Origin of the sequence: Corynebacterium sp., assembly GCF_030532325.1 — a bacterium.
Classification (GTDB): Bacteria; Actinomycetota; Actinomycetes; order Mycobacteriales; family Mycobacteriaceae; genus Corynebacterium.
Window position 1 is genome coordinate 121,261 of the sequence record NZ_JAUNLS010000001.1, and the last position, 24,088, is coordinate 145,348.

Annotated in this window: 24 protein-coding genes; 10 read left to right on the forward strand and 14 right to left on the reverse strand. The window is 64.6% G+C overall.

Features of this window, described 5'->3' with window-relative positions; translation table 11 throughout:
• Nucleotides 1–90: 90 nt before the first annotated feature.
• Both Q4E25_RS00575 and Q4E25_RS00580 read right to left on the reverse strand, forming a co-directional pair.
• Nucleotides 91–876, reverse strand: a complete 786-nt coding sequence (locus Q4E25_RS00575; RefSeq protein WP_303152859.1) for a putative hydro-lyase — start codon at nucleotides 874–876, stop codon at nucleotides 91–93.
• Nucleotides 876–2,039, reverse strand: a complete 1,164-nt coding sequence (locus Q4E25_RS00580) for an NRAMP family divalent metal transporter (RefSeq protein WP_303153182.1) — start codon at nucleotides 2,037–2,039, stop codon at nucleotides 876–878. The genes Q4E25_RS00575 and Q4E25_RS00580 overlap by 1 nt, the downstream gene beginning before the upstream one ends.
• A 391-nt stretch (nucleotides 2,040–2,430) precedes the next feature.
• On the opposite strand from Q4E25_RS00580, the gene Q4E25_RS00585 reads away from it, so the two are divergent.
• The gene (locus Q4E25_RS00585) at nucleotides 2,431–3,471 is read left to right on the forward strand and encodes an RNase H family protein (RefSeq protein ID WP_303152861.1); all 1,041 of its coding nucleotides are present in this window, start codon (nucleotides 2,431–2,433) and stop codon (nucleotides 3,469–3,471) included.
• A 43-nt stretch (nucleotides 3,472–3,514) separates the two neighbouring features.
• Here Q4E25_RS00585 and galK read toward each other — a convergent pair whose 3' ends face one another.
• The 6 genes from galK to Q4E25_RS00615 all read right to left on the reverse strand — a co-directional run bounded on the left by galK (nucleotide 3,515) and on the right by Q4E25_RS00615 (nucleotide 9,342).
• Nucleotides 3,515–4,726, reverse strand: a complete 1,212-nt coding sequence (gene galK / locus Q4E25_RS00590; RefSeq protein WP_303152862.1) for a galactokinase — start codon at nucleotides 4,724–4,726, stop codon at nucleotides 3,515–3,517.
• The gene (gene galT / locus Q4E25_RS00595) at nucleotides 4,719–5,810 is read right to left on the reverse strand and encodes a galactose-1-phosphate uridylyltransferase (protein ID WP_303152864.1); all 1,092 of its coding nucleotides are present in this window, start codon (nucleotides 5,808–5,810) and stop codon (nucleotides 4,719–4,721) included. Before galT ends, galK begins: the two co-directional genes overlap by 8 nt.
• A complete protein-coding gene (locus Q4E25_RS00600; protein WP_303152867.1) occupies nucleotides 5,811–6,092 on the reverse strand; it encodes a hypothetical protein in 282 nt (93 codons plus the stop codon). It lies immediately after the preceding gene.
• 33 nt (nucleotides 6,093–6,125) lie between these two features.
• On the reverse strand, nucleotides 6,126–7,781 hold the full coding sequence (locus Q4E25_RS00605) for a sodium:solute symporter family protein (RefSeq protein WP_303152870.1): 1,656 nt from the start codon (nucleotides 7,779–7,781) through the stop codon (nucleotides 6,126–6,128).
• A 58-nt stretch (nucleotides 7,782–7,839) separates the two neighbouring features.
• Nucleotides 7,840–8,727 carry an aldose epimerase gene (locus tag Q4E25_RS00610; RefSeq protein ID WP_303152872.1) on the reverse strand — a complete coding sequence of 296 codons (888 nt, stop codon included), beginning with the start codon at nucleotides 8,725–8,727 and terminating at the stop codon, nucleotides 7,840–7,842.
• A 156-nt stretch (nucleotides 8,728–8,883) separates the two neighbouring features.
• Nucleotides 8,884–9,342, reverse strand: a complete 459-nt coding sequence (locus Q4E25_RS00615) for a YdcF family protein (RefSeq protein WP_303152875.1) — start codon at nucleotides 9,340–9,342, stop codon at nucleotides 8,884–8,886.
• Nucleotides 9,343–9,395: 53 nt separating this feature from the next.
• Between Q4E25_RS00615 and Q4E25_RS00620 the strand changes: the two genes are divergently transcribed.
• Both Q4E25_RS00620 and Q4E25_RS00625 read left to right on the forward strand, forming a co-directional pair.
• Nucleotides 9,396–10,385 carry a LacI family DNA-binding transcriptional regulator gene (locus Q4E25_RS00620; protein WP_303152879.1) on the forward strand — a complete coding sequence of 330 codons (990 nt, stop codon included), beginning with the start codon at nucleotides 9,396–9,398 and terminating at the stop codon, nucleotides 10,383–10,385.
• Nucleotides 10,382–11,296: a ribokinase gene (locus Q4E25_RS00625; RefSeq protein WP_303152882.1), complete on the forward strand. Its 915-nt coding sequence runs from the start codon at nucleotides 10,382–10,384 to the stop codon at nucleotides 11,294–11,296. The genes Q4E25_RS00620 and Q4E25_RS00625 overlap by 4 nt, the downstream gene beginning before the upstream one ends.
• A gap of 52 nt (nucleotides 11,297–11,348) precedes the next feature.
• Here the strand turns inward: Q4E25_RS00625 and Q4E25_RS00630 are convergent, their stop codons facing one another.
• From Q4E25_RS00630 to Q4E25_RS00655, 6 genes are all read right to left on the reverse strand, one after another.
• Nucleotides 11,349–11,735: a hypothetical protein gene (locus tag Q4E25_RS00630; protein WP_303152884.1), complete on the reverse strand. Its 387-nt coding sequence runs from the start codon at nucleotides 11,733–11,735 to the stop codon at nucleotides 11,349–11,351.
• Nucleotides 11,735–12,058, reverse strand: coding sequence for a hypothetical protein (locus Q4E25_RS00635; RefSeq protein WP_303152886.1), 324 nt, complete (start codon nucleotides 12,056–12,058; stop codon nucleotides 11,735–11,737). Before Q4E25_RS00635 ends, Q4E25_RS00630 begins: the two co-directional genes overlap by 1 nt.
• A 1,064-nt stretch (nucleotides 12,059–13,122) precedes the next feature.
• Complete coding sequence (purE, locus tag Q4E25_RS00640) at nucleotides 13,123–13,623, reverse strand: 5-(carboxyamino)imidazole ribonucleotide mutase (RefSeq protein ID WP_303152889.1); 501 nt, start codon at nucleotides 13,621–13,623, stop codon at nucleotides 13,123–13,125.
• 48 nt (nucleotides 13,624–13,671) lie between these two features.
• Entirely contained in the window at nucleotides 13,672–14,919 is a 1,248-nt protein-coding gene (locus Q4E25_RS00645) for a 5-(carboxyamino)imidazole ribonucleotide synthase (RefSeq protein ID WP_303152891.1), read from the reverse strand.
• 74 nt (nucleotides 14,920–14,993) lie between these two features.
• The gene (locus Q4E25_RS00650) at nucleotides 14,994–15,437 is read right to left on the reverse strand and encodes a hypothetical protein (protein WP_303152893.1); all 444 of its coding nucleotides are present in this window, start codon (nucleotides 15,435–15,437) and stop codon (nucleotides 14,994–14,996) included.
• Between the two features lie 74 nt (nucleotides 15,438–15,511).
• Nucleotides 15,512–16,378, reverse strand: a complete 867-nt coding sequence (locus Q4E25_RS00655; RefSeq protein ID WP_303152895.1) for a biotin--[acetyl-CoA-carboxylase] ligase — start codon at nucleotides 16,376–16,378, stop codon at nucleotides 15,512–15,514.
• 45 nt (nucleotides 16,379–16,423) lie between these two features.
• Between Q4E25_RS00655 and Q4E25_RS00660 the strand changes: the two genes are divergently transcribed.
• The 7 genes from Q4E25_RS00660 (at nucleotide 16,424) to Q4E25_RS00690 (ending at nucleotide 24,077) form a co-directional block, all read left to right on the forward strand.
• Complete coding sequence (locus Q4E25_RS00660) at nucleotides 16,424–17,416, forward strand: ABC transporter ATP-binding protein (protein ID WP_303152896.1); 993 nt, start codon at nucleotides 16,424–16,426, stop codon at nucleotides 17,414–17,416.
• A gap of 110 nt (nucleotides 17,417–17,526) precedes the next feature.
• On the forward strand, nucleotides 17,527–18,810 hold the full coding sequence (locus tag Q4E25_RS00665; protein ID WP_303152897.1) for an ABC transporter substrate-binding protein: 1,284 nt from the start codon (nucleotides 17,527–17,529) through the stop codon (nucleotides 18,808–18,810).
• 240 nt (nucleotides 18,811–19,050) lie between these two features.
• Nucleotides 19,051–19,962 (forward strand): carbohydrate ABC transporter permease, encoded by a 912-nt coding sequence (locus Q4E25_RS00670; protein ID WP_303153183.1) that lies wholly within the window; start codon nucleotides 19,051–19,053, stop codon nucleotides 19,960–19,962.
• Entirely contained in the window at nucleotides 19,959–20,780 is an 822-nt protein-coding gene (locus Q4E25_RS00675) for a carbohydrate ABC transporter permease (RefSeq protein WP_303152899.1), read from the forward strand. Before Q4E25_RS00670 ends, Q4E25_RS00675 begins: the two co-directional genes overlap by 4 nt.
• A 5-nt stretch (nucleotides 20,781–20,785) precedes the next feature.
• Nucleotides 20,786–20,971 carry a hypothetical protein gene (locus Q4E25_RS00680; RefSeq protein WP_303152901.1) on the forward strand — a complete coding sequence of 62 codons (186 nt, stop codon included), beginning with the start codon at nucleotides 20,786–20,788 and terminating at the stop codon, nucleotides 20,969–20,971.
• Nucleotides 20,968–22,488 (forward strand): alpha-amylase family protein, encoded by a 1,521-nt coding sequence (locus tag Q4E25_RS00685; RefSeq protein WP_303152903.1) that lies wholly within the window; start codon nucleotides 20,968–20,970, stop codon nucleotides 22,486–22,488. The genes Q4E25_RS00680 and Q4E25_RS00685 overlap by 4 nt, the downstream gene beginning before the upstream one ends.
• A gap of 311 nt (nucleotides 22,489–22,799) precedes the next feature.
• The gene (locus Q4E25_RS00690) at nucleotides 22,800–24,077 is read left to right on the forward strand and encodes an inorganic phosphate transporter (protein WP_303152905.1); all 1,278 of its coding nucleotides are present in this window, start codon (nucleotides 22,800–22,802) and stop codon (nucleotides 24,075–24,077) included.
• Nucleotides 24,078–24,088 lie beyond the last annotated feature (11 nt).

Genomic DNA, 24,088 nt, shown 5'->3' on the forward strand with positions numbered 1-24,088 from the left:
ACTAAGAAGTTTGCGCTTATTTAAGCCCCCTGCTGGCTTTGTGTCTGAATAGTTATCCGCGCAGCACTCAGTGCGCAGTGCTCGGTGTGATCAAGGCACCTGATAGTCGAGGTCCCGGGCATCAGTAACCAGCATCTTGCCCGGGGCGTGGGTGATGGCCAGGCGCGGCGTGGAGTTCATCACGATGGCCTGCGGGGTCACCCCGCACGCCCAGAACACCGGGATGGTGCCCTCCGGGATGTCGATGGCCTCGCCGAAGTCGGGGCGGGACAAGTCCTCGATGCCGATGGCCGCGGGATCGCCCACGTGCACCGGCGCACCGTGGACGGAGGGATAGCGGGAGGTAATCCGTACGGCGTCGGCCACCTGGTGGGCTGGGATGGGCCGCATGGACACCACCATCGGTCCGGAGAAGACTCCTGCCGGCGTGGTGGGGATGCTGGTGCGGTACATCGGCACGTTGCGGCCCTGCTCGATGTGGGCGATGGCGATGCCGTTGTCCTGCAGAGCGGTCTCAAAGGTAAAGGAGCAGCCGATGAGGAAGCTGACCATGTCCTCGGTGTAGAAGGAGGTGGCGTTGTCCAGCGTGTGCGTGAGCACTCCGTCCTCGTAAATGTTGTAGGCCGGGATGTCGGTGCGGATGTCCCCGCCGGGGAGGAGATCGGAGGTGAACATCCCGGCCTCCAGCACGCCGACTATCGGGCAGGGTTTGGGGTTGCGCTGCGCAAAGAGCAGGAAGTCAAAGGCGTACTCCTGTGGCACGGCCAGCAGGTTGGCCTGCATGTAGCCGCGGGCGTGGCCGGCGGTGGTGACCATGTCGTGCTCGCGGGCGAAAGCGCGGACCTCTGCGGGAGTCTTCAGCGTGGGGATGGCCATTATGCCCACAGCTTCGCAATGCCAGAGATGGAATTGACGCCGATGTAAATCTCTAGGATCAGCGCCAGCAGGCCGAGGACAAGCAGCCACTTGGGCTGCTTGATGCCCTGGGTGAGATCGTGGCGGCGGAAAGCCACCCACATGACCATGGCAAAGGCAATCGGCAAGATAATGCCGTTGAAGGCGCCCGCGAAGATGAGCAGCTTCTGCGGTGCGGAGTTGAGGATGACAAAGAGGATGGTGCACACCGCAATGAAGCCCACGGTGAGCAGATTGCGGGTGCGCGGCTTGGTGTCCTGGGTGGTCACGAAGGTAATCGAGGTATAGGAGGCACCGATGACGGAGGAGAGGCCAGCGGCGAAAAGCACCACGCCGAAGGCACGCAAGCCGAACTCGCCGGCGGCGTGGTGGAAGGCGTCGGCAGCCGTGTTGTCCTCGGACAGGGCCACGCCGGTGGCCACCACGCCGAGCACCGCCAGGAAGAGCAGAATGCGCATGATGCCAGTGATGATGATGCCCAGCACGGAGGTCTGCGTGATCTGCTTGACGTGCTCGGGGCCGGTGAGGCCGGAGTCAATGAGGCGGTGCGCGCCCGCAAAGGTGATGTAGCCACCCACGGTGCCACCGATGAGGGTGGTGATGACAAAGAAGTCCACCTTCTCCGGCATAACGGTGTTCTTCAGGGCCTCACCCACCGGCGGCTGGGAGACAATCGCCACGTAGAGCATGAGCAGGATCATGATGGCGCCCAGGGCCGCCACGATGCGATCGAGCGCCACGCCGGCGCGCTTGGACAGGAATATGAAGACGGCGATGGCCGCGGCGATGACGCTACCCAGGCGGGCGTCGATGCCGAGCATGGCGTTCAGGCCCAGACCGGAGCCGGCGATGTTGCCAATGTTGAAGACCATGCCGCCGATGAAGACCAGGATGGCCAGAAACCAGCCCAGGCCGGGCAGCACGGTGTTGCCCAGCTCGTTGGCGCGCTTGCCGGACACGGCGAGCACGCGCCACACGTTGAGCTGGATGGCGATGTCTACGAGGATGGACAGGACGATGGCGAACGCGAAGGCCGCGCCCATCTGAACGGTAAAGACCGAGGTTTGGGTCAAAAAGCCCGGGCCGATGGCGGAGGTGGCCATAAGGAACATGGCACCGGCCATGGCACCGATGCCCTTGGGCGCAGCGGGCTTCTGTGCAGAGGCCACGGCCGAGGCGGAATCGGGAGCCGTGCCAGAGTGACCCTCGGGGCCGGAGGTGGTGATTGGTTCAGAACTCACGCTGGAGAGCCTTTCGTGACGTGGGTCGCATTTTGAGATGATGAACAGCTTAGGGGTTGTTCAACAATCTGCAAAGCTCTTTTCCCTATCACCCGAAATGTCTCCTCCCCTACCTCCGTGAGCTGGGACTTTAGACACCGGACGGGGGTAGAAGCGGGCGGTGGGCCACGCCCCACTGCCCGGACGCCACGCAGACTGCGCTGGCGGCTGGGGCCGGCGGCACCAGGATGAGCGATGACACAGCATAGCTGGCGCTAATGGTTTACTAGTAGCGATGGAACCTCTAGAGCTGAGTGCCCTCACCGGCACACAATCGCGCACCTACGGCACACGCAAATTCACCCCGAAGATGGTGTCCGCACCCGTGCACGTGGCCATCGCATTGTGGGACGAGCGCTGGGATTCCGCGCCGAGTGGAAAAGTGGACGGCTGGGTCATCGCCGTCAACACCAAGCAGACTCGCTTCGTGCGCAAGGGACAGATCAAAGAGGGCGACATCGTCGAGGTCACCCTCCGGGAGCTGCAGCGCGCGCTGCGCGGCATTAAGGGCCGGGTATGGATAGTCACCGGCCGCCGGCAGGCGGCCCTGCGCAACGCACTGGAGGCGCGCGGCTACGTGGTCACCGGTAGCTTCGCCCAGGAAAATCGGGCTTCGCGCACCGCGAGCAACGTCCGCCGCAACGAGGCCTCGCATACCGCACGCAAGGCCAAAAGGCTCGGCGAGGCCCCGCGCGTCAAGCCCGCCGCCAAGGTGGAAACCACTAAGGCTCACTGGTGGCCGAACTTCTCCCAGGCCTCCTCGTGGCCGGAGGGCGCCACCGTGCGCATTGCCACCGACGCCTCCTCCGATACCGTCTTCAAGGGCTCGATGTGCTTCGTGGCCGGCAACGGCGACTACCGCCTGCGCACCAGGGAAACCACGGCCGGCACCGATGAGTTGGAGCTGGAGGCACTGACCCTGGCGCTGAAGTACCTGCTCAAGGTGGGGGCCACGAAGGCGATCATCGAGTCCGATTCCGTGGCCGCCCTCGAGGCGGTCAAGCAGATCCGCAATAGAAAGTCCAAGGCCGTACGCACCCGCGGTGTGTGGCGCGGGGTGAGCTCGGGAGCGCGCTCCCGATTCCAACAGGCCTGGTACGACGTCGAGGGCCACTGCGAGGTTCAGATCCGCCGCGTCATGGGCCACTCCGGGGATCCCCTCAACCAGGCAGCCGATCAGATTGCCTACATGGGGCTGCGCGCCATCGCGCACCCCATGAAGCAATCCCGGCCCACCCTCATCGAGGGCATCACCAAGGCGCTGGCAAAGCTCTAGAGCTTTCTGTTCGCTTTAGAGCTCTTCGCGGCTAGACCCCGTTCTAGGCCAGGCGCCGCGCGCCCTGGCCCGGGCGGGCCACCATGAAGGCCGGCTCCGGGAAGCCATGCTCGGCAGCCGCGGAGGCGATGGCCTCGGCGGTGGAGTCCACGTCCTCCTGCTTGATGAGCGCGATGATGGCACCGCCGAAGCCGCCGCCGGTCATGCGCGCGCCCACCTCACCGGCCGCCACGCAGGCGGTATCGAGCTCCGGGGTGGTGATTTCATAGAGGTCGCGCATGGAGACGTGGCTGTCATACATGAGCTCACGGAAGCGATCAAAGTCCTCCGCCTCCAGGGCCTGGGCGGCCTGCTGCGTGCGGGCGGTCTCCTCCACGATGTGGCGCACGCGGCGGGTCACCAGCTCCACGTCCCTGCCGTTATCCGCGGCCCACTGGCCGGCGGCCTCCACGGCGTTGGGGATATCGCGAACGGTGCCGCCCTCGGTCAGAGCCTCCTGCACCTCGTCGATGACGCCACGGCGCGAGGCGTACTGGCCGTCGTTAAGCGTGTGCGGGGCGTTGGTGTCCGCGATGAGCAGCACCATGCCGTGCGCGGCGATGTCAAAGGGCACGTGGCGCACCGAGCCGTCGTGGAAGTCCAGCACCAGGGCGGAGCCGGGGCGGCCGAAGAGGCTGCTGTTTTGATCCAGCCCGCCTGTCGACGCCCCCACCACCTCATTCTCCGCGCGGATGCAGGCCTTAACCAGGCGGGCGCGGGCGGCGTCGTCAGGCGCATGCCCGCAGGCCAGCTCGTAGGCCGCCACCGCCACGGAGCACTCGAGCGCCGCGGAGCTGGACAGGCCGGAGCCTACCGGCACGTCGGAGGTAATGGCGATGGAGAGGCCGGAGCAGGACTCAATGATGCCCTCCTCCAGGCCGGCCCACACGGCTCCGGCGACGTAGTCGGACCAGTCGGCCGGAAAGCCCGGGCGGACCTCATCCAGGCGCACTGTTGCGCGCACCACGGAGCCCTCGTAATCGGAGGCGATCTCCAGCAGACCGTCCTCCCGCGGGGCCACGGCCACCGCGGTGTTTTCCTCCAGGGCGAAGGGCACGCACACGCCGCCGGCGTAGTCCACGTGCTCACCGATGAGGTTGACGCGGCCGGGCGCGGCCCACACGCCGGCGGGCTCGTGGCCGAAGGTGTCCTGGAACAGGCCGCTCGCGGCATTGATGAGCTCGGAATCGCTGCGGAAGGTGATCCACTTAGGCATCCCACACCTCCTTGAAACGAGCGGCGATGGCCTCAGGGGTGGTGTCATTGATCCACACCGCCTGGGCGGATTCGGAGCCGGCCAGGTACTTCAGCCGGTTGGGAGAACGCATGAGAGAGAAGAGTTGGAGATGCATGCGCACGTCCCCGCGCAGCGCGGGATCCGTGGGCGCCAGGTTCCAGCCGGCGATGTACGGGGTTTTCTCCACACCCTCGAAGAAGCGATCCACCGCGGAGTAGAGCTTCTTGAGCAGGGCCGCGAGGTCATCACGCTGCTCGTCATTGAGGTCGCAGAAATCGGCTGCGTAGGCGTTGGGCATGACCATGGCCTCCACCGGCCACTTGGCGGCCGGCGGAACAAAGACGGTGAAGTGCTCCGTCTGCGCGATGACGCGCGTGCCCACCTCGCGCTCGCGGTCGAGCAGATCCTGGAAGAGATCCCCCTCGTAGGCCTGAGAGGAGGCCACCAGGGAGCGCATGCGCGGCGAGAGGAAGGGATAGGAGTAGATCTGACCGTGCGGGTGCTGGAGGGTGACGCCGATCTCCTCGCCGCGGTTTTCGAAGGGGAAGACCTGCTGCACCTCGGGCAGGGCGCTGAGCGCCTCGGTGCGGTGCGCCCAGGCCTCGATCACGGTGCGGATGCGGCTGACAGGCAGGTCCTTGAAGCTGGCTGCGGGATCGGAGGTAAAGCAGACCACCTCGCAGCGCGCGCGGGCCGCCCGGCGCGGGACCAGGCCCATGCCGTCGAGATCCTCGGTGTAGTCTTCCATGCCCATGGCAAAGGAGGGGAAGCGGTTCTCGAAGACCACGACGTCGTAGCTGGGACTGGGGATCTCGGTGGGCAGGTGCCCCGGGGTAGTCGGGGCCAACGGGTTCTCGTTGGCCGGCGGCATGAACGTGCGGTTCATGCGGTGAGCGGCAAAGGCCACCCAGTCCCCGGTGAGGGGATCGCGGCGCATCTCGGAGGCCGGGACCACCTGCGGCAGATCGCGGGAATCCTCGAGGACGCGGTCGGGATGCTCGGTGTCGTCGAAGTAGATGATCTCGCGGCCGTCGGCAAGCGTGGCGTGAGTGACGTTAAGCATCTACTTCGCCTCCGCTGCATGATCGGCGCGGTGGGGATGTTCCTCCACGACGATGGGCTTGAAGTAAGCCCAGGCCATCATGATCGCGGCGACGGCGAGCATGGCCAGACCGGCCCACAGGTTGTCAGAGGAGTTCTTCGGAATGTTGTTTTCCGGGTTGATGCCCGGGTCCAGCAGGAAGGAGCAGAGCAGGAGGATGATTCCGTACAGGCCGAGCAGCGCGCCAATGACGTTGCGCAGATCGAAGGCGCCGGCTCGCTGTGGGGAGGAGGGAGAAGACATGATGTGAATCCTTTTCTCACAAGATAGGGGCGATTAGGCGAAGATGACGTTGAGGCCAACGGCCACCGCCAGGCAGATGACGCCGAGCGGGACGGTGCGCTTGTACCAGGGCAGGTTGGCCTCGGTGTAGTCCTCGAAGTGGCCCTTCGGGGTCACGGAGGACACGAAGCCGACCAGCTCCTCATCGGGCTTGGGCTGGGTGAACATGGACACGATGACAGAGACCACGATATCCGTAGCGAAGGCCACGCCGGCGGCAACGAAGGCCGTGCCCTGACCGGGCAGGTTGAAGATGGTCGCGGAGGCGTCGGTGAAGGTGGAGACGTACCAGAAGGCAATCGCGGACAGCGTACCGGCCACCAGGCCAGACCAACCGGCGTGCGGGGTCATGCGCTTCCAGAACATGCCGAGGATGAAGGTGGCAAACAGCGGGGCGTTGAAGAAGCCGAAGAGCGTTTGCAGGTAGTCCATGACGTTGCCAAAGTTCTGCGCCAGCAGGGCGGTGAAGATGGCCACGCCGGTGGCCACCACGGTGGCGATGCGGCCGAAGCGTAGGTAGTAATCATCGTCGCGGTCCTTGACCACGTAGGTCTGCCAGATGTCGTAGGAGATCACGGTGTTGAAGGCCGAGATGTTAGCCGCCATGCCGGCCATGAAGGAGGCCAGCAGGCCGGCGATGGCCACGCCCAGCAGGCCGTTGGGCAGGAGATCGCGCATGAGCAGCAGGATGGCGTCGTTAGGCTTGGCGCTGCCCTCCACGAGGTCGGCCACCATGACCGAGGCGATCATGCCGGGGATGACCACGAGGAAGGGGATGAACATCTTGGGGAAGGCACCGATGATCGGGGTCTTGCGGGCCGCGGAGATGGACTCGGAGGCCATGGCGCGCTGCACCTCAACGAAGTTGGTGGTCCAGTAGCCGAAGGAGAGCACGAAGCCCAGGCCCAGGACGATGCCGATGACGGACCACACCGGGTTCTCAAAGCCGGAGATCTCCGTGCCGGGCCAGGTGTGGAAGTGGGACTCGTTGGCCACGGAGGCCTTGAGGCCTTCCCAGCCGCCCACGCGGTTGAGGCCGATGATGGTCAGCGGTGCCAGGGCTGCGACGATGACGAAGAACTGCAGCACCTCGTTGTAGATGGCGGCGGAGAGGCCGCCCAGGGTGATGTAGGAGAGCACAATGAGGCCGGCGACCAGCAGCGCCACCCACATCTCCCAGCCCAGCAGGGCCTCGACGATGGTGGCCAGCAGGTAGAGGTTAACGCCGGCGATAAGCAGCTGGGCAATGGCGAAGGAGATCGCGTTCACCAGGTGCGCGGTGTTGCCAAAGCGCTTGCGCATGAACTCGGGAACGGAGCGCACCTTAGAGCCGTAGTAGAAGGGCATCATGACAATGCCCAGGAAGACCATGGCGGGCACGGCGCCGATCCAAAAGTAGTGCATGGTCTGGAAGCCGTACTCCACGCCGTTGGCGGACATGCCGATGATCTCCACGGCGCCCAGGTTGGCGGAGACGAAGGCCAGGCCGGTCACCCAGGCGGGCAGGCCGCGGCCGGAGAGGAAGAAGTCGATAGAAGAGGACACACGAGCCTTGGCGGCCCAGCCGATGCCCAGAACGAAGATGAAGTACAACGCGACGAGCAGGTAGTCCACCCACGTGGCGTCAAGTCGAAGAACTGAGGGTTCCATAGCGAGAACTTTCTAGGTTGTGCAGGTGTCGGGGAAGGAAGGGATGCGGGGAGGTGAACTAGCCGAGTCCGCTAAGTCGAAGCTCAAAGTCCACGGGGGTGGTGGCAAGGTCGGTGCCACTGACCAGCGCGTTGGGCGGAGCGCTCATGGGCTCCACGGCCAGCGCGCGGCCACGGCCGGGGTAATCATCCGGGGTAAAAAGCTGTACCCAGTCAAGGCCCGTGCCCATCTCCATGCGCACGCCCCGGCCGCTGGCCGGATGCACGTAGTCCACCTGGAGCGGGCCCTCGCCGCGGAAGCAGTCATCCCAGTTCACCTCGCTGATGCGCTGGTGGGAGATGCGGGCGGGGTGGACCTCGCCGGTGGGCAGGTTGCGGGAGTCCAGCAGGTGGTGCTCACTGACGGGAATGCTCAGCTCGCACTCGTCTGTGGCAGCACCGCGGGCGGAGAGGAAGGTGTGCAGGCCGAAGGCGAAGGGGCTGGGTTCTGCCCCCGGCTCCTCCCCCTCAGGTGCCTGAGCACTGTCCGCGCCGGCGGCCCGCTCAGTGTCCGCATGCAGACGGATGAGAAGGCCGTGGGCATCGAGCCGGTACTCGATGTCCAGGTTCACTGCCCAGGGCCAGGGCCTGCGCAGGGGTGTGGTCAGCCGCACCGAATCACCGTGAACCTCCACCGGCTGCCAGTGCGCCTGCGCCACCAGCCCGTGGATGGCGTTGCCGCGCTCGGGCTCGTTGACGGGAAGGTCGTAGCTCTGGCCTTTCCAGGTGAAGTGTCCGTCGGCGGTGCGGTTGGGCCAGGGTGCGAGCACCAGCCCGGCGTACATCGGCGGGGTTTGGTCTTCCTCGTAGGTTTCCACGAGGTTATCCCCGCGGAACGTGAGTGACTTCAGCCCGGCGCCGCGCGGATTGATCTCCGCGCGATACTCACCACAGTGGATGCGATACATGGGGGTGCACACCGCCTTCCGGTGTATGGAAACTGACTACGTTTTTAAGGTTAAAGCGCAGCTCAAACCCTAGTCAATCGTTTGCATAAACTTGCACAAATCCACCCCTATGCTGCAGAAAACTCCCCCGGTGGCCGCCCGGGCGCGCCCGTGGGGTTACCCTCTCATCCCACGCGCGCGCCACCGGCGCCACGCGATCCTCAGCGCCGAATGGGGTGTGGCAACCAGCTCGCGCACGTAGTGATACGGCCTATCGCGCCGCGGCGTCAGCGCCGCGTGCAGGCGCACCGGAATGCCCAAATGCCACGACCACAGTTTGGTGCGCAGGCAGTGAAAGTCACTGGTAACCACGTCGAAATGGGGCGCGGCGTCCAGGGCACGGGCGTTCTCCAGGTTCTCGTTGGTGCTCGTGGCGCGGCTTTCCTCCACGATGAGCTCCGCCGGCACGCCGCGCTTGCGCAGGTACGCGGCCATGGCCGGGGCCTCGCCGCGCCCGGAGACGATGATGCGCTGGCCCTCCCACAGCTCCAGCGCGCGGTCCAGCCGGGCGGCCAACACGGACGTGGGTTCGCCGCCGGCCACCCGCGCGCCAAGGACTAAGATGGGAACCGACATAACGCACGATTCTATCCCCTCCCCCGCGCAGGGTTTTCCACAAAGGACAAGCCGTGGCCACTCCCACCCTCAAAGATCTCGCCGCCACCACCGGCTTTTCCGTCTCCACCGTCTCGCGCGCACTGGCCAATCACCCCGCCATCTCGGCGGCCACCACCAAGAAGATCAAGGACGCCGCCAACGAGCTGGGCTATCGCCCCAACGCCCAGGCGCGCGCCCTGCGCGGCTCCCGCTCGGATGCCATCGGCGTGGTCATCCCCGACCTTGCCGATCCCTACTTCGCACAAATCGCCGCGGCCATCGAGCGGGAGGCTGACGCCGCCGGCATCGCCGCCATCATGACCACCTGCTCGGATTCCGTGGCCCGCCAGGCCAAGGCCCTCGACGCGCTGACCTGGCGCCGGGTGGACGGCATCATCGCCGTGCCGGTGGAGGGCGCCGAGGCCGCGCTTACCGACGCCGCCAAGGGCCGCCCCCTCCTCCTCATCGACCGCGAGCTTCCCCACTTCCCCACCGTGGCCTCCGATCCGCGCCCCGGTATGTACGCCGCTTTGCAGCAGCTGCGCGATAAGGGCCACACGCACATCGGCTACATTCCCGGCCCGCAGAATTCCTCCACCGGCCGCCAGCGCCTGGCCGTCTTCCGCGGCGCCACCGAGGACTTCCGCACGGAATTTGGCCAGGGCGGATCCCGCCGCCGCGAGGGCTACGTCAGCGCGCTGGAGCTTATGGATAAGGGCATCACCGCGCTGGTGGCGGGCGATTCCATGATGACCACCGGCGCGCTGGAGGCGTGCTACAACTCCGGGCGGACCATCGGCAGCGACATCGCGCTTGTGGGCTTTGATGATCTCTCCTTCTTCCGCCTGCAGCCCACGCCGATTTCCGTGGTGGACCAAAACATGGAAGCCCTTGGCCAGCTGGCGGTGCAAAACCTCCTGGCGGCCATCCCCCACCATGACACCCCGCGGGGAAGCATCGTGGCCACCCGCTACATCCCGCGCATGTCCACTGCGCAACGCGTCGGCATACTGGAGACATGAGCATTACCGTAGTCGGCTCTATCAACGCCGATCTCGTCATTCACGCCCAGCGCCACCCGCTGCCCGGGGAAACCCTCCTAGGACACGGCGGGGAGGTCACCGCCGGTGGTAAGGGCGCAAACCAAGCCGTAGCCGCCGCGCTCCTCGGCGCGGAGGTCAGCTTTGTCGGCGCAGTGGGTTCTGCCAGTTCCGATCCTTATGCCTCGACGGCGCTGAGCTACCTCACTTCTTCGGGCGTAGATCTCAACCACGTCGCCCGCACCACCCACACCACGGGCCTGGCGGTCATCACTGTGGCGGCTAGCGGCGAGAACACCATCGTAGTCTCCCCCGGGGCCAATGCACTGGTCGATTCCGCCTTTGTCCACGCCCACGCCGCCCCCATCGCGGAAGCGGACATTGTGGTGCTCCAAGGCGAGATTCCCGCCGCAGGCTTTGCCGCCGCCGCGGAACTTAGCCGCGGCCGCCTCGTGGTGAACCTCGCCCCGGTTATTGATGTTGAGCACGCGGCCCTGCTCAAGGCAGATCCCTTAGTAGTCAACGAGCACGAGGCCGGGCTTGTCCTGGAACAGCTTGGGCATGCACATGGCGCCACTGCATCCCGCACCGAATCCCCCGCCGCCGAATTGGTGCGCGCGGGCTTTGCATCCGTGGTGCTCACGCTCGGCGCTCGCGGCGCGCAGGTCGCCACCGCCGAAGGAGTGGTAGACATCCCCACCCCACACATCACGCCGGTGGACACCACCGGAGCAGGCGATGCCTTTACGGGTGCTCTCTGCGCGCGCCTCGATGCCGGCGACGATCTCGTTACCGCCGCCTGCTATGCCGCCCGCGTCGGCGCCTTCGCCGCCACCGGCCAGGGCGCCCAGGCCTCCTACCCCACGGCAGACACACTGCTGCCGGAGGTCTAGCTCACACGCAATAAACACGTTGTGCACTCAAGAGATCCGGAGGCGCCAGCTATTATGCGCGAGACATATATGTGAGTTGCACTTGGCTTATGAATGACTTGGGGTATTCTTCTTCATCGGTAAGCAGCAGATCTTCCCAAAGCCGAGATACTGAGGCCCCCGGCGCGATCGGCTCTTCAATCGACCCCAGCGCAGTGGAGTAGCTATACAAATCCCATTCGTCTTCGTTCAACGTATCTCCCCAATGCGAGCGCAGATCAGAAAGCAGGACCGATCTTGCTACCCCGTCCGGCTCTGGGAACTCTGCGTCAGAGATTAGATAGACTTCCGTGAACTTCCTTACCCGTTCAATTCTCTTGAGATATTGTTCAAAACATGCCTCGAGATCACTTTCGCGCGCGAGGAAGTATGTCCGAGCCAGCGTAATTTCACCACTCATCACATTGCATTCCAGTTCGTATCATAGGCACCTGAAGGTCGATACCGCTTCTGCGGGTAACAGTGCCGTTTGTGCGCGTTATTGAACTTATTCGTATACAGATCCGCATCACGTTGCGCATCTAGCGGAGTCTTTTTATGGTTTCCTACAACATAGCCGAGCACAGGGTTTCCCGCCGCATTCTCAACTGCTTGGCACTGCACCGTGTACATTCCAAATTCGTTCTTGATGTCCGGAAGCGCCTTCGCGTAGGGCGCGGGAAGAGCTAATCCTAAAGCGAATACAATCAAGACTTTTAGAACGATTGAATCCATCTTGACCATCAGCAATTTACCACTCGGTCAATTCTAGTAACGTATGGAACGCTGAACTCCGCAACAACCTCCTCTTGGCCGGAGGCAACCGTTGCGCATCGTGCGTCCTGCGCTCCAACAGGCCCAGTCATAATAACCTTGACTCGCATGGGTGTCGGGCAGTCATTATATACAGTTACCTTCACCCCGTCCTGTTCAGCGCTAACACATGTAGCAGCAGTCGTATCGTCGTCATCTTTCGCAGCTCTAGAATCCTGAGGAGCTTCAGAAGTAATTATTATGCTCCGATCCGCCGCAGGACTGTTGAAGAAGACAGCTGCGTCTTCGCCCCCATTTAGTTCGAATTCTGTATCCCGATTTTCCTGAGCCACGTACTCCCCATCCACAGGGCCAAATTCCAAGTCAGTCGCAAGCGCCATTGTTGGAGACACAGAAACAAAACCGGCAACCAGTATCGCTGTTCCCAAGATCTTCGTACAAAACTTCAAGCAGTATCCTCGCTAGCCCCTCTAGACAAGCTCAAGACGAGAGCAGCATAAAGCCTAAAACCAAAGCACGCAACTGCTAGCAGTGTCATGTCCATGACGCCGCTGCATCCCGCACCGAATCCCCCGCTGCCAGAGGTCTAGCGCTTCAGCGCCGTCACTCCAGTGCTGGCATTCCCGCCAGACCCGCGCCCACCACCCAAAGATCTAGCCCTGGAAGTACAGACCTCGACGTCGCCAAGCGCAGAGCCCACCGCCTGGAAGACCGCGACCTGCAGGTCTGGATTTCCAGGGCTAGACTTTTGCGTCCGGCAGGCGGCATGGGAGATCTCCACCGGGAGGGTGTCACCAACGCGCTGGTGAGCCGATGCCACATTCCCCTGTGCTGGCACCGCCCGAGAACTAAAAGTCTGAACCTGGAAGGCTGAACTCCCAGGTCGCGTCTTGCTCCGCTCGTGACGCTGAGCTTGGCGACGTCGAGGTTCAGCCTTTTAGGTTCAGACTTTTAGGGATCACCGGGCCAGCGAGGTCACGTGGATCATCGGGCCCGATGCAGTGGGGCGCCTGACTCGGCGCTTGAGACAGCAACTACTCCCCGAGCAAACGGGAGCGCAGGTTCGCGTCCTTCTGCTCGACCTCAGCGGCCATCTTCTCCTGGTAGGCGGCCATCTTCTGGGTCAGGGAGTCATCGCCGGCACCCAGGATGCGCACGGCCAGCAGGCCCGCGTTCTTGGCCCCACCGATGGACACCGTGGCCACGGGAACCCCGCCGGGCATCTGCACGATGGACAGCAGGGAATCGAGGCCATCAAGATCCTTGAGCGCGCGCGGAATGCCAATCACCGGCAGCGGGGTTGCGGCTGCCACCATGCCCGGCAGGTGTGCCGCGCCGCCGGCACACGCGATGATGGCCTTGAGCCCGCGCTCGTGGGCAGACTTGGCATAAGCCAGCATCTTTTCCGGGGTGCGGTGCGCGCTGACCACGCCCACCTCAAAAGGCACTCCGAACTCAGCAAGAACCTCAGCGGCAGGCTCCACGGTGGGCCAGTCGGAATCGGAGCCCATAATCAGGCCAACGAGCGGTTCCATCTCAATTTCTCCTTCGTGTTGTACGGGGGATACGCCCACCGCGTCTGCTTAGGCCTCAGCCCAGGTGGCGTGGACGAGGAAGTGGGCGGCGTCGGCAGCAATGCGGCGGGTTTCTGCTACATCCGTGCCCACGACGTTGACGTGGCCGATCTTACGGCCGGGGCGGTGCTCCTTGCCGTAAAGGTGAATCTTGGCCTGCGGGTAGCGCTGCATGACCTCACGCACGCGCTGCGGCATGGGCATCTGCGGGTCTTCCTCGGCGCCCAGCACGTTGGCCATGACGGTAATCGGCGCCAGGGCGTTGGTCTCACCCAGCGGCAGGTCCAGGACCGCGCGCAGGTGCTGCTCAAATTGCGAGGTCACCGAGCCGTCCTGGGTCCAGTGGCCGGTGTTGTGCGGGCGCATGGCCAGCTCGTTGACGGCGATATCTTCCACCGGGATGGAGCTGGAGACACCCGCCACGGAGGCGGCCGCGGCGGTGGCGGCGGAGCTCAAGGTGGGTTCCACGGCCACGGCGTAGGCGAAGAGCTCCACGGCCAGCACGCCGGTCACTCCCAGCTCGGTAGCGACCAGCTCGCCCACCGTGGCGGCGCGCTCGGCGAGCTCCGGGGTGAGGCCAGGCGCCGGGGCAAAGGCCTCGGCACAAATACCGTCACGCTGCACGGACTCGGTGATGGGCCACGCCTTGACCTCACCGGAGGGGCGGCGCGCCACCAGCACGGAGAGCTCGCGGGTGAGCTGGACCTTCTCCTCGGCCATGAGCGGGGTGCCCGCCTCGAGAAGCTCGGTCACCAGCGGCTCAAGCTCCTCGGCGGAGGGGAACCACACGCCGTGGCCATCGTAGCCGCCGCGGCGAGCCTTGAGGCACACGCGTCCTTCCACCAGCTCAGCGAAGCTACGGGCATCCTCTACCGACTCGATGGCGGCAAAACGCGGCACCGGGGCGCCGAGCTCCTTCAGCTTCTGGCGCATGAAGAGCTTGTCCTGCGCATAGAGCAGCGCGGAGGGTTGGGGCTGGACGTTATAGGAGGCATCGATAAGCGAGCGCACGTGCTCGGTGGGAACGTGCTCGTGCTCGAAGGTGAGGGCATCGGCGCCCTGGGCGGCGGCGACGAGGGTGTCATAATCGTGGTAATCACCGAGCACCACGTCCGGGATGACCTGCGCGGCGGACTGCTCCGGGGAGGAGGCCAGGATGCGCAGGTGGATGTCGAGCTCAGCGGCGGCCGGCTGCATCATGCGCGCGAGCTGGCCGTCACCATAAACAGTAACGATGGGCTTTGCTTGTTCACTCACCCATCCGATACTAGTCAACGCCCTCGCACTTCTGGCCTGGGGTGCGGGCCCTAGCACCCGTGGAGGCTGCGTGGCTAGCGCCAGAGGGGCTGCTCGTTGAGGACTTCCTCCACCCTTTTGGCCTTGGGCACTGAGGGGAAATACATCGGCTGCTCGTAGCCGTGGATGGCTAGGGAAATCCCGCCCCGGCGCCGACGCGCGCCACGGATATCGCGCAGGGGGATGGAATCGATGTGCCCGCCATCGCGCGCGATGACCCGCAGGTTAGTCACGATGAAGCGGCGTCGGCGGGACTTTATAAGAGGAATAACGAAGCGCCAGACAGCAAGCACCACCCACAAGGCCACCAGGCCGTTGCGCAGTGCGACGTCGATCCCGCGCACGTCCGCCCAGCCGATGGCAATCCAGGCCACGCCGGTGACGAGGATCAACTCGAGGAAGGGAAAGAGCAAGGTGCGAAACGGGGCGGTCACGTCCACCCGCACGGTCTCGCCGCGCCCTAACTTCATCAAGCTCATGGTGCCTGATACTACCTGCCACCGCGCTGTGCACCGTGACGGGCAGCGCCGGGCGCGGTGACGGGCAGCGTGGTTTAGGAGTCCGCCGGGCGCAGGTGGGTGACGTCACCGGCCGAGTAGTACTCGCCGCCGACGTTGATGCGGCCGTCGTCAGCAATGCCCTCGACGACGCCAGTGATGTCGCCGTCCGGTGCCTCCAGGCGGACCTCCTGGCCCAGGCTGGCGCACACACGGCGGTAGTCCACCATCATCTGGGGATCCTGCTGCTGCCACTGGGTGATGCGACGGCGCAGGTTCTTGAGCAGGGTGATGGCCAGCTCGGTGCGGTCGGTGTCATGTCCCTCCAGCGCCAACGAGGTGGCGGCCTCCACGGGCAGCTCCTCGCGGGTGAGCGAGACGTTGAGGCCCATGCCCACCACCACGCGGGCGGAGGGAGCCTGGCCGGCCTGGGTCTTGGGGGCGATTTCGGCCTTGTTGATCTCAGCTTTGTTGAGCTCGGCCTTGTTTACTTCAGCTTTGTGCAGCTCGGTCTTGGGCGCGGACTTGAACTTGAACGCCCCGCCCACTGGGCCGGCCTCGGCGAGGATGCCGCACAGCTTCTTGCCGTCAATCTGGACGTCGTTGGGCCACTTGAGCACGGCGCCCTCCACGGTGTCGGTCACCGCCAGGCCCGCGGCCAGCGGCAGGGTGCCCAGGTGTTCCAGAGACTCCGGGAGAATGAGCACCGAAAGGATGAGCTGCGCGCCCTTGGGGCTGACCCAGTGGCGGCCCAGGCGGCCCTTGCCGGAGACTTGTTCGTCGGCGATCAGCACGGTGCCGTCAGCCACGCTCTCGGCCTGCATGAGATCGGTGTTGGTGGAGCCGGTGGACTCCACAAACTCAACGGTGGAGAAATCTTCAGCTACGGCGGCGCGAATGCGCTCAATATCAATCGCAGTCATGGCCACTACGCTACTCTCACCGCGCAACGCTGCTAGTGTGTGCCTATGTCAAAAGTCACCTTCGAGAAGGTCAACATCACCTACCCGCACGCCGAGCGCCCCACGGTCAAGGACCTCGATCTGGAGATTGCAGACGGCGAATTCCTCGTGCTGGTCGGCCCCTCCGGCTGCGGCAAGTCCACCACCCTGCGCGCCCTGGCGGGCCTGGAGCCAACCTCCAGCGGGCGGATTCTCATCGGTGACACCGACGTCACGGGCGTCGAGCCCGGTGACCGCGATATCGCCATGGTCTTTCAGAACTACGCGCTCTACCCGCACCTCACCGTGGAAGAAAACATGGGCTTTTCCCTCAAGCTGGCCAAGCTGCCCAAGGCGGAGATCAAGGCCAAGGTGCAGGAGGCCGCGGACATCCTAGGGCTAAGCGAGTACCTGGACCGCAAGCCCAAGGATCTCTCCGGCGGCCAGCGCCAGCGCGTGGCCATGGGGCGCGCCATCGTGCGCAAGCCCAAGGTCTTCCTCATGGATGAGCCCCTGAGTAACCTCGACGCGAAGCTGCGCGTGCAGACCCGCTCCGAGCTGGCCAGCCTACAGCAGCGCCTGGGTACCACCACCGTCTACGTCACCCACGACCAAGTCGAGGCCATGACCATGGGGCATCGCGTGGCGGTGCTCAAGGACGGCGTGCTCCAACAAGTGGCCCCGCCCCGCGAGCTGTACGACGCCCCCGCGAACGAGTTCGTCGCCGGCTTCATCGGCTCGCCCGCCATGAACATCTTTGATTACAACGGCGGCCGCATCGGCGTGCGCCCGGAGAACATGCGCATCATCGACGGTCCGGTGGGCATCCCCGGCGTGGTGGACATCGTCGAAGAGCTCGGCGCGGAGTCCTACGTCTACGTCACCGTGGGCGAGCAGCGCTTCGTGGCCCGGGCCGAGCGCGGCGCCACCCCGGCGCGCGGCGAGGAGGTCCTGCTCAGCTTCGACCCGAAGACCGCTCATCATTTTGACCCCGAAACGGGCGTTCGTATCGAGAACTAAGGGGTACTTTTCACCCCCTTTAAGTGTGAAATATCACCAAAGATGCGTGGAGTGTGCTGGAAGTACTTTAGGTTTGAGGCACCAGAAGTTTTCCGAAAGGTGATTACTCCATGAAGAAGTCCTTCCTTCGCACCTCCCTGGCCACCGCCCGCACCGGCGCGGTCGCCACCACCGCAGCGCTTGCTTTGGTTCTGGCAGGCTGCTCCTCCGACGACTCTGCACCCTCCTCCGACAACGCTGCCAGCACCGAGGGCACCGACGGCCGCGGCCCCATCACCTTCGCCATGGGCAAGAATGACACCGACAAGGTCAAGCCCATCATCGAGGCCTGGAACGAGGAGCACCCCGATGAGAAGGTCGAGCTCAAGGAGCTGGCCGGCGAGGCCGACGCCCAGCGCGAGACCCTCGTGCAGTCCCTGCAGGCCGGCAACTCCGACTACGACGTCATGGCGCTGGACGTCGTGTGGACCGCCGACTTCGCCGCCAACCAGTGGCTGGCTCCGCTGAGCGGTGACCTCGAGGTGGACACCTCCGGGCTGCTCGACGCCACCGTGAAGTCCGCCACCTACAACGACACCCTCTACGCGCTGCCGCAGAACACCAACGGCCAGCTGCTCTTCCGCAACACCGACCTGGTGGATAAGGCCCCGGAGACGTTCGCTGATATCCAATCCGCCTGCGAGGCCATCAAGGATCACACCTCCTGCCTGACCACCCAGCTCAAGCAGTACGAGGGCCTCACCGTCAACACCGCCGGCTTCATGGAGGGCTGGGGCGGCCACATCCTCGATGATCAGGGCAACATCACCGTGGATTCCCCGGAGTCCAAGGAGGGCCTGCAGGCGCTTGTCGACGCCTACAAGGACGGCACCATCGCCAAGGACTCCACCGCCGCCACCGAGGAGGAGACCAACCTGGCCTTCACCGAGGGCAAGACCGCCTTTGCCATCAACTGGCCGTACATGTACACCAACGCCGAGGACAAGGGCATCAAGTTCGAGGTCCAGCCGCTGGTGGGCAAGGACGGCGTCGGTGTGTCGACCCTCGGCGGCTACAACAACGGCATCAACATCAACTCCGAGCACAAGGCCACCGCGCTGGACTTCATGAAGTTCATCATCAACGAGGAGAACCAGAAGTCCTTCGCCGAGGCTTCCTTCCCGCCGGTGCTGGCCTCCATCTACGATGACGAGGCTCTGGTGGAGAAGTTCCCCTACCTGCCGGCGCTGAAGACCTCCCTGGAGAACGCCGCACCGCGTCCGGTCTCCCCGTTCTACTCGGCCATCTCCAAGGCCGTGCAAGATAACGCCTACGCGGCACTGACCAAGGATAAGTCCGTCGATGACGCCACCGCTGAGATGAAGCGCGCCATCGAGGCGGCTTCCCGGGGCTAAGGGGACGCTGCCAAGCGCGGCATTCTCACCCCAGGCACCTTTGCATGCCAAAGGTGCCTTTCGCTTTGCGACGCCCCGGGTGCGCCAGGCTGCATCGCCCGCCGCGCCCACTAGACTCGTGACACAACAGTTCACGCCAGAAATTTTCACGGAAGAAAGGCGGTTCCCGTGGCTGGTACCTCGCCCAGCGCGCTGAAGCGCACACAGCACCTGCAGGCCGCGGGACTCATCGCGCCGGCGATGATAGCGCTGGCCGTGGTCATTGGCTATCCCATCGTGCGGGCGGTGATGCTCTCCTTCCAAGGAAACAAGCGCCTCAACCCCACCACCGGCGTCTTTGAGGAAGGCTCGTTTGCGGGCCTGGAGAACTACCTCTACTGGATCAACAACCGCTGTATGAGCGCCACCGGCCAGGTAAGCACCTGCCCGGACGGCGTGATTGCCGCGGACTTCTGGCCGGCCATCAAGATCACGCTATTTTTCACCGTGGTCACCGTGGCCTTGGAGACCATCCTCGGTATGTTCATGGCCATCATCATGAACGGCGAGTATCGTGGCCGCGGCCTGGTGCGCGCAGCCGTGCTCATCCCCTGGGCCATCCCCACCGCTGTGACCGCGAAGCTGTGGCAGTTCATGTTCGCCCCGCAGGGCATCGTCAACTCCTTGCTGGATAAGAACATCGCCTGGACCACGGATCCCTTCTTCGCCCGCCTGGCGGTCATCATCGCGGATGTATGGAAGACCGCCCCTTTCATGGCGCTGCTCATCCTGGCCGGCCTGCAGATGATCCCGCGCGATGTCTATGACGCCGCACGGGTGGACGGCGCCAGCCGCTGGCAGGTCTTCACCCGCATCACCCTGCCGCTGGTGCGCCCCGCGCTCATGGTAGCCATCCTCTTCCGCACGCTCGACGCGCTGCGCATGTACGACCTGCCGGTGATCATGATCTCCGCCTCCTCGGATTCACCGACGGCCACCATCTCCCAGCTCGTTGTGGAGGACATGCGCCAGGGACACTTCAACTCCGCCTCCGCGCTGTCCACGCTCATCTTCCTGCTCATCTTCGCCGTGGCGTTCATCCTCGTGCGCTTCTTGGGGGCTGATGTCTCCGGCAGGGAACGTCGCACACACCGAAAGGCGGCAGCATCATGAAAAAGTTCGGTCACTACGCCGGCATCATCTTCATCATGTTCTGGGGGCTAGCGCCCTTCTACTGGATGGTGGTCACCGCACTGCGCCACAAGGACTACACCTTTGACACCACCCCGTGGCCCACGCACGTCACCCTGGATAACTTCCGCGACGCGCTGGCCACCGATAAGGGCAACGACTTCCTCAACGCCATGGGCAACTCGCTGCTCATCTCGCTGGCCACGACCGCCGTGGCCGTGGCCTTAGGCGTGTTCACCGCCTACGCGCTGGCCCGCTATGACTTCCCCGGCAAGGGCGTGGTCACCGGCATCATCCTGGCCGCCTCGATGTTCCCGGCCATCTCGCTGGTCACCCCGCTCTTCCAGCTCTTTGGCAACCTGGACTGGATTGGCACCTACCGGGCGATGATCATCCCCAACATTTCCTTTGCCCTGCCGCTGACGGTCTACACGCTGCTCAGCTTCTTCCGCCAGCTGCCCTGGGAGCTCGAGGAGGCCGCGCGCGTGGACGGGGCCTCGCGCGGCCAGGCCTTCCGCCTGGTGCTGCTGCCGCTGGCGGCCCCGGCGCTGTTTACCACCGCCATCATCGCGTTCATCACCACCTGGAACGAGTTCATGCTGGCCCGCCAGCTGTCCACCAACGCCACCGAGCCGGTGACCGTGGCCATCGCCCGTTTTTCCGGCCCCTCGGCTTTCGAGTACCCTTATGCCGCAACCATGGCGGCCGGCGCCTTGGTCACCATCCCGCTGATCATCATGGTGCTCGTCTTCCAGCACCGCATCGTCGCGGGCCTGACCGCCGGCGGCGTGAAGGCTTAACGCCGATGCGCCGCTCCCTGCTGTGGGATACCGCCCTGGGGTTCGTTGGATTCTTCGCCGTCCTGGCGCTGATTCAAGCCCTCATGAACATTCTGTCCCCCTCCCCCGCCCTGTGGCCGGGCCTCCTCGCGGGCGCGCTGTGCCTGCTGGAATTCCTGCTGTGGCGGGCCAAACTTAAGGATCTTCGATGAGCTGGTTCCACAACGCCGTCTTTTACCAAGCCCTCGTCCCCGCCTTTAAGGACACCACGGGCTCGGGCGTGGGCTCCCTGCGCGGAGTCATTGACAAACTCGACTACCTGCAGTGGCTCGGCGTGGACTGCCTGTGGCTGTCCCCCTTCTACGCCTCGCCGCTGCTCGATGACGGCTATGACATCGCCGATTACTACTCCGTGCACCCCGACTACGGCACCATGGCCGATGCCGAGGAGCTCATCGCCGAGCTACACAAGCGCGGCATGCGGCTGCTCATGGATGTGGCGTTCAACCACACCTCGAGCGAGCACCCGTGGTTCCAGGCCTCGCGCACCGATCCCTCCGGCCCCTACGGGGACTACTACGTGTGGGGCGATGACCCGCTGCGCTACCCGGAGATCCGCATCATCTTCACCGATACGGAAACCTCCAACTGGGCCTGGGATCCGCAGCGCAAGCAGTACTACTTCCACCGCTTCTACTCCCACCAGCCGGATCTGAACTACGACAACCCGGCGGTGCACGAGGAAGTGTTCAAGATCCTCTCCTTCTGGCTGGATAAGGGCGTGGACGGCTTCCGTCTGGACGCCATCCCCTACCTCTACGAGCGCGACGGCCTGGGAGGAGAGTCCCTGCCGGAGACCATCAGCTTCATCGAGAAGGTTCGCGCGTTTCTGGATGAGCACTACCCGGAGGCCGCCATCATCGCCGAGGCCAACCAGCCCCCGCACGAGACCATGGAGTTCTACGGCGAGGGCAACCGCTTCCACATGGTCTTCAACTTCCCGCTCATGCCGCGGCTCTACGAGGCGCTCGCGCTGGGTGATGCCACCCCCATCTACCAGATCATGGACGAGCTGCCCGCCCTGCCCGCGGGCTGCCAGTGGGGTACTTTCCTGCGCAACCACGACGAGCTCACCCTCGAGATGGTCAGCGAGGACAACCGCCAGCTCATGTACGAGCACTACCTGCCGGATGACTCGATGCGTGCGCACGTGGGCATCGCCAGGCGCCTAGCCCCGCTCATGGGCAATGACCAGCGCAAGATCGAGCTGATGTACTCGCTGCTGCTATCCATGCCGGGCGCGCCCTTCCTCTATTACGGCGATGAGATCGGCATGAATGACGCCACCGAGCTGCCGGACCGTTACGCGGTGCGCACCCCGATGCAGTGGGAGCCGGGCCCCGGCGCCGGCTTCAGCGATGCCAAACAGACGCAGCGCCCCATCGTCGGCGGGGCGGGGATCTCCGTGGTCGAGCAGAAGGAGGATCCCTCCTCTTTGCTCAACGCGGTGCGCTCCCTGGTACAGCAGCGCAAGGCGCACCCGGAGCTGGGCACCGCGGACTTCGAGGCGGTGGAGACCGGGCACCGCGGTGTGCTGGGCTTCCAGCGCGGCGAGCTGCTCTGCCTGCACAACTTCACTGATGAGAGCGTGGATCTGGGCCCGGTGGAGCTCGGCCCTTACGGCTACGCCTGGCTGCCTATCGAAACAGTGACTGCGGCTGAGGCTTAATCTGGTGCTGCGGCTGAGACTAAGTAGGTGACCACTAGCCGAGGGTGGTTAACCCCACCCCCACGTGAGGTAAACGCCAGGTTAACCGTAAGTGGAATGTATGGGAATTGTCGGCGGAATTCCGGCGATTATGATGTGACCACACTACATTAGCTAGACCATTGCTCCTTTTCCGCAGGTCATCGGCGTAAAGAAGTGATTAGGAGGGCAGTTTCGGCGGGGCTATCCTCTTTTCAGACTAAGGAGAGGCCACTGGCCTTCCGTCCACTGAACCGATCACTTCTTCTGCGTCTTCGAAAAGGATCACTCCCGTGACCGCGACTCTTGTCATCCTGGCCATCGTGGTGGTTACCGCGCTCGCCTTCGACTTCACCAACGGCTTCCACGACACCGCCAACGCCATGGCAACGTCCATCGCCACCGGCGCGCTTAAGCCCTTCACCGCCGTGGCCATCTCTGCCGTGCTTAACCTCATCGGCGCCTTCCTCTCCGTCCACGTGGCGGCGACGGTGGCCAAGGGCATTGTCAACCTCGACTCCTTTGATCTCTCCGTGCCCGCCGAGGGCGACGCCCTGCTCATGGTGGTCTTCACCGGCCTCATCGGCGGCATCCTGTGGAACCTCTTCACCTGGTTGCTCGGCCTGCCCTCCTCATCCTCCCACGCCCTGTTCGGCGGCCTCATCGGCGCGGCCTTCGCCGCCCTAGGCACCGGCGGCGTGGCTTGGTCCTCCATCGCCGGCAAGATCATCATCCCGGCGATCGCCTCGCCGATCATCGCGGCGATGGTCTCCGCCTGCGGCACCGCGCTCATCTACTGGGTCACCAACACCATCCCGGATCGCGTGAAGAACGAGCACTTCCGCCATGGCCAGGTCGTCACCGCCTGCCTTGTCTCCCTCGCCCACGGCGCGGGCGACGCGCAGAAGACCATGGGCGTCATCTTCCTGGCTCTGGTGGCCGCCGGCGAGGCCAACTCCGAAGCACGCATCCCCACCTGGGTCATCGTCTGCTGCGCTGTGGCCATCGCCGCCGGCACCCTGTCCGGTGGCTGGCGCGTCATCCGCACGCTGGGCAAGGGCCTGGTAGAAATCGAATCCCCGCAGGGCATGGCCGCTGAGGCCTCCTCCGCCGCCATCATCCTCACCTCCGCCGCCGGCGGCATGGCGCTGTCCACCACCCACGTCTCTACCGGCTCCATCATGGGCACCGGCCTGGGCAAGAAGGGCGCTGAGGTGCGCTGGGGCGTGGCCATGCGCATGGTCGCCGCATGGCTCATCACCCTGCCCTGCGCCGCCGCCGTGGGTTTTGTCACCTGGTGGATCGCCCACGGCGTCAGCGCCTTCTCCTCCACCTTGGTCGGCGCCATTGTGGACGGCATCATCCTGCTCGCGCTCGTGGCCGTCATCCTCATGCGCGCCCGCCTCAACCCGGTGGACACCTCCAACGTCAATAACGACTGGGATGCCGACGCCGAGTCCGTGGATTCCTCCTTGACCAGTGCCGACCAGACCACCCGGGTTCCGGCCATCAGCACCGTGGCCCACAACCTCACCTCCCCCGCTACCCCGTCCGCACCGCAGGACAACTAAGGACTGACTCG